General features: G+C 57.9%; 4 protein-coding genes. All 4 read right to left on the bottom strand.

What is annotated here, in order from left to right; genetic code table 11:
* A partial coding sequence (locus AC33YF_RS13185) for an RtcB family protein (protein WP_491777670.1) occupies positions 1-1,340 on the bottom strand: 1,340 nt, incomplete at its 3' end.
* 78 nt (positions 1,341-1,418) lie between these two features.
* Positions 1,419-1,856: an archease gene (locus tag AC33YF_RS13190; RefSeq protein WP_491777671.1), complete on the bottom strand. Its 438-nt coding sequence runs from the start codon at positions 1,854-1,856 to the stop codon at positions 1,419-1,421.
* Positions 1,856-2,095, bottom strand: coding sequence for a hypothetical protein (locus tag AC33YF_RS13195; RefSeq protein WP_491777673.1), 240 nt, complete (start codon positions 2,093-2,095; stop codon positions 1,856-1,858). The genes AC33YF_RS13190 and AC33YF_RS13195 overlap by 1 nt, the downstream gene beginning before the upstream one ends.
* A gap of 565 nt (positions 2,096-2,660) precedes the next feature.
* On the bottom strand, positions 2,661-3,302 hold the full coding sequence (locus tag AC33YF_RS13200) for a MarC family protein (RefSeq protein WP_491777674.1): 642 nt from the start codon (positions 3,300-3,302) through the stop codon (positions 2,661-2,663).
* Between the last annotated feature and the right edge of the window lie 317 nt (positions 3,303-3,619).

Genomic DNA, 3,619 nt, shown 5'->3' on the forward strand with positions numbered 1-3,619 from the left:
AGACGTGCCACTCGCCGGGCGAGCCCCGCTTCCTCGGCCGCCATGACCACTGCACCGACATCTTTGTAGGCGCCTGGCGCTTCTTCTGCGACGCCCCGCACCGACGGGCTGCGGATTAGGATGCCTTTTTCTTCCAGGTCGTCGATGATCTGGCGACCTCTCCACGCTCTCTGAGCAGCATGGCGTGACATAGCACGTCCCGCGCCATGGCAGGCAGACGCGAAGGACAATTCTTCGCTGCTGGCAGCGCCGGCCAGCACATATGAGCTGGTTCCCATACTGCCGCCGATGATGACGGGCTGGCCGATCTTGCGTAGATCCGTTGGCAGGTCAGGATGATCCGGCCCGAAGGCTCGAGTCGCCCCCTTGCGGTGCACGTACATTGGTTTGCTGGCACCGTCGGTCTGGTGTGTTTCGACCTTGCAGGTATTGTGAGACACATCGAACAGCAGAGTGAGCTCGGCCTTTGGGAACAGGTGTCCGAACACCTGCCTCGCGTAATGACCGATGATCTCACGGTTGGCGAGCGCACAGTTGACGGCGGCGCGCATGGCGCCGAGGTAACGCTGGCCGACTTCGGACTTGATCGGGGCGCAGGCAAGCTCCCGATCGGGTAGCGTAATCCCTGCTGCGGCCGCCGCAGGAAGCATCTCACGCAGGAATTCTGTGCCGATCTGATGGCCAAGGCCACGCGAACCGCAGTGAATGGTCACGACCACGTCGTTCGGCTTGAGGGCATACGCATCCGCAGCCTCCTGATCGAAGATTTCGCTGACGGCTTGAACTTCGAGATAATGATTGCCGGAGCCGAGGGTGCCCATCTCGCGGCGTTGACGCTCTTTTGCCCTGTCGGAAACGCAGGAGGGGTCGGCGCCCGCCATCTTGCCCTGTTCCTCGATGCGATCCAGATCGCGTGTCTCACCCCAGCCCCGCTCAATCGCCCAGCGGGCTCCGCCTGTCAGCATTGAATCCATTTCTAACGGATCGAGGATGATCGACCCCCTACTACCGAGGCCAGCTGGAATCTGCTGATAAAGAGAATCAGCGAGATCCTTTTGCAAGGGCTTGATGTCTGACACACTAAGGCTAGTCAGCATGGTACGCACGCCGCAGGAGACATCAAAACCGACTCCGCCTGCGGAAATCACACCGCCTTCGTCGGCATCGAAGGCCGCTACGCCACCGATGGGAAAACCGTAGCCCCAGTGAGCGTCGGGCATGACATAAACTGCTTTGATGATGCCTGGCAGCGTGGCTACGTTGACCGTCTGCTCGTACACTTTTTCATCCATATCGCGGATGAGACCTTCATCAGCATAGATCACGCCCGGCACACGCATGGCGCCCGTGGGCTCGATCTGCCAGGCCATGGGATCAATGCGGGTGAAACGGGAGGGATCCATGGTGTCACTCAACCTCTACACATCGATGACGCACTCCGCCAAAAAAGTCCCGTCCTCCCCTTGAGCGACTCGGAGCGCGGTGTAGGTCGCGCCCTTCGGCTCGCAGGCAGGAGCGTGCTTTTTCTGATCGACGGGCTCGCCCCAAATCGTGCCGCGCAAGTGTAAGTCTTCGATCGTGACCTTGAACGCGCCGAAGATCATGTTGCGGACCGCCATCTCATAGATAATGGCGTTCAGCCACTCGACGAACAACACCTCCACGTTAGGTGCATCACACTCAACCTCAACGGAGTTTCGGGTCTCGACATCTGCATCGGTCAGGACACCGGTTAGTGCGAGAGCCGCCTGTTCGAAGGCTTGCTCCAAGGTCGGCCCCCAGCCGCGGATGCCTACGTCAGCGCCATGGGGAAAACCCTCCCAACCGGGGGCATGCATGTTGCTCTGAACGATCATCAGTGGCCTTCCTCGGACCCGTATCGGAGATGTGCGTGTGCGTGCGACGGTGTGGCTTGCGACTTTGCACTCTGAAAGATGATCAGGTCCCAACCCTCTTCACTCTCATCGAAACGCAAGATGTATACGTTGTCGTCCTCGTCCTTCACTTTAAAGTAGCGATAGTCTGCACCGTGCCATTGATCGAGGTTATCGCTGACCTCGATCTCGCGTCCGTCCAGATGGAACCGCCGGATCATTTCGACGCCGCCGGGGCCCGCACAGATCTCTACGCAAACCTCCATGTTCTCGACTGATATCCGCTAATGACCGAAAGGGACATCTCCGCTTCAGCTCTGAGCTACCGGGATTGGAACCATGCCATTGACGGGTCCGATCCGCAGGATTACTGAGGCCAAGCCCATTTAGCCAAAGCAGACCCTGCTCCGACTTTGATGTCGCTCAACGCCTGGGCAGCAGCCGAACTTCAGCATCAGCTTTGGCCTAGAAAGGGCCTGCTCCACCAATTCTGTGTTCGCTATTCCGCCGAAGACGCGTCCCGCGAGGATTTTAGGGTAATAGTGGTAGAGGGTGCTTGCCGCAGTCCTGATGTAGATGGGGCGGTAGTGGCAACACGAGAAAGTTTGAACAAGCTTGGCATTGTTTGCACGACAATCAAGCTTCTGGACTACGTTCGAGTCTAGATTTTCGGTAGAGACAGGAAAACTTTCAATAATTCGATCATTGACGCCTCCTGGTTCTCCGCAGTGCTCGCACCCGGCTTCTTAGGTGTGATGTCGCGTTGTGGCCTTCTGAGCAACAGCGTTAGCCGACAAGGTTTGCGGCAGAGATGCCATCGAAGATCAACTGAACCGCGAGCGCTGCCAAGAGTACGCCAAACACCCTCACGATCACTTTTCGCGCCGTGATTCCAATCGCCTGATGGACTTCTTGCGCCACGAGCAATAACACCAGAGTCAGTGCCATCACAGCGACTATGCCTGCTATCACCGCGGCAAGTAACGTAGAGTCCCCGTTGGTGCTTGCGCCAAGCACAATCGCACCTGTCATCGCGCCTGGACCCGCAAGCAATGGAGTAGCCAGGGGGAACACGGCTATTTCTGCTTGCGCTTCGGCTTTGTTCTCGACCTCGGCATTCTCTCTGAGGGAGAGGGTTGTCGGACTTGGCCGTCTCGAAAGCGTCATGTCGATCGCAATGATGAAGAGGATGATGCCCCCTGCCGTTTGCAATGCCGAAATAGACACTCCGAGCTGCCGCAGGGCTGGCGCTCCGACCAGAGCGAATATCAGGATAATGATTGTTGCAATGAACACCGCTCGGACCGACACCGCCCGTCGCTCGGCCCGCGTCAGGTTTGGCGTAAGCGAGGCCACAAGAACAGCTGAGTCAATTGGGCCGATGACTGCGAAGAAAGTAGTAAAAGCGGTGAGGGCGGCTTCGAGCATGGTAGTGCCGGCAATCGTTTTTTTGCTTCGGGTTCGGTGGGTGCGATCCTTGCCTTGTTTTGGTGCTCGAGATTATCCTGCGTGTACCGAAAACCGAATTCGCTCTGCTCGCCTCCCGAACATATCGAACGTCTGGTCCTTGGAGTCTAATTCGATCTCGGCGACGATCAAACCCATATCGGCAGAGCTTGAATGATTGAATTGGCCTCAGTACTGGCACTCGCGCTGCTGCCCCCTGCCGGGAGCCTTGTGGGCAGCTTCTTGGCTGAGAATGTGCGGACGCCAAAATGGATCGTAGGTGCGGGGCTTCACGCCGC

This window comes from Methyloceanibacter sp. (assembly GCF_058506495.1).

Coding starts and splice junctions, on each gene's coding strand:
- AC33YF_RS13200 (WP_491777674.1), bottom strand. CDS start 3,302: ATGCTCGAAGCCGCCCTCACCGCTTTTACTACTTTCTTCGCAGTCATC.
- AC33YF_RS13195 (WP_491777673.1), bottom strand. CDS start 2,095: ATGATCCGGCGGTTCCATCTGGACGGACGCGAGATCGAGGTCAGCGAT.
- AC33YF_RS13190 (WP_491777671.1), bottom strand. CDS start 1,856: ATGATCGTTCAGAGCAACATGCATGCCCCCGGTTGGGAGGGTTTTCCC.